At 45.7% G+C, this 1,220-nt stretch carries 1 protein-coding gene; it reads left to right on the forward strand.

Annotated features, from left to right (window positions below; genetic code table 11):
* The first annotated feature begins 81 nt into the window (after window positions 1-81).
* A protein-coding gene (locus ACFPXP_RS08090; protein ID WP_379893728.1) for an IS3 family transposase occupies window positions 82-1,202 on the forward strand; the annotation gives its coding sequence in 2 pieces (ribosomal slippage) (window positions 82-331 and window positions 331-1,202; 1,122 coding nt in all).
* The last annotated feature ends 18 nt before the right edge of the window (window positions 1,203-1,220 follow it).

Consider the following 1,220-nt stretch of genomic DNA (forward strand, 5'->3'; position numbering starts at 1 on the left):
TGGATAGGCTACACTTAGTTGGACAGAAAAAATAAGGGCTTGTAGAATAAAGCTATTACACTAAGGGAGCGGATCTCTACAATGTCCAAACAACCACGCCGCACGTTTACAAGCGAATTCAAAAAACAAATGGTGCAGCTCTATGAGAATGGAAAATCCAGAGCTTCGATTGCGGAGGAATATGACCTCACGGCATCCGCTCTAGACCGCTGGATTAAACAAGCAAGAAACACAGGCTCCTTCAAGGAGAAGGATAATCGCTCGCCCGAAGAGAATGAACTTATCGCCATGCGTAAAGAGAATCAACGACTTAAGATGGAGAATGACATTTTAAAGCAAGCCGCGCTGATCATGGGACGAAAGTAGCGATCATCCGGAACAACCGTGATCAATACTCGGTATCAGCATTGTGCGACGTCCTGCAAATCGCGAAAAGTACGTTCTACTATGAAGCGAAAGAAGCCACGAAAGAAGACGAACTAACGGAAGCGATTGTGGAGATCTTCCACAAAAACCGCAAAGCCTACGGTACGCGTAAGATCAAAGTCAAACTCCAGGAACAAGGCTTCGTTGTATCCAGACGTCGCATTGGCCGCATCATGAAAGAGCAGGGGCTGGTCTCCACCTACACGATCGCGCAGTATAAGCCCCATAAAACGGCTTGTAACGAAGCCGCAACAGCGAATGTACTAAAACGCGAGTTTGAGCAGACGGAAGCCAAGCGCTTCGTTGTGAGCGATCTGACGTATGTGAAGGTTCAAAACCAATGGTATTACATTTGTGTGCTGATCGACTTGTTCAATCGAGAATTGATCGGTCATAGTGCGGGTCCAAACAAGGATGCAGCCCTCATTTCCCGCGCCTTCGCTAACGTAAAAGGCGATCTGCGTCAAATTCAATGGTTTCATACGGACCGCGGCAGTGAGTTTAAAAACGAAAAGATGGATGAGCTCTTGGAGACGTTTAACATCGGTCGCTCGCTCAGCATGAAAGGCTGTCCTTATGACAATGCCGTGGCTGAAGCTACCTATAAAGTCATGAAAACCGAGTTCATTAACCAGATGAGCTTCGAAAATCTACATCATCTAGAATTGGAATTATACGATTACGTTAACTGGTTTAACAAGCATCGAATTCACGGAACGCTGGGATATTTGACGCCTGTTCAGTATCGCAAACAAGCCCTTAAAAAAGTTGTCTGATTTACTGTTGACAATCCA

It is taken from the genome of Marinicrinis lubricantis, from assembly GCF_042658665.1.
GTDB lineage: Bacteria > Bacillota > Bacilli > Paenibacillales > KCTC-33676 > Marinicrinis > Marinicrinis lubricantis.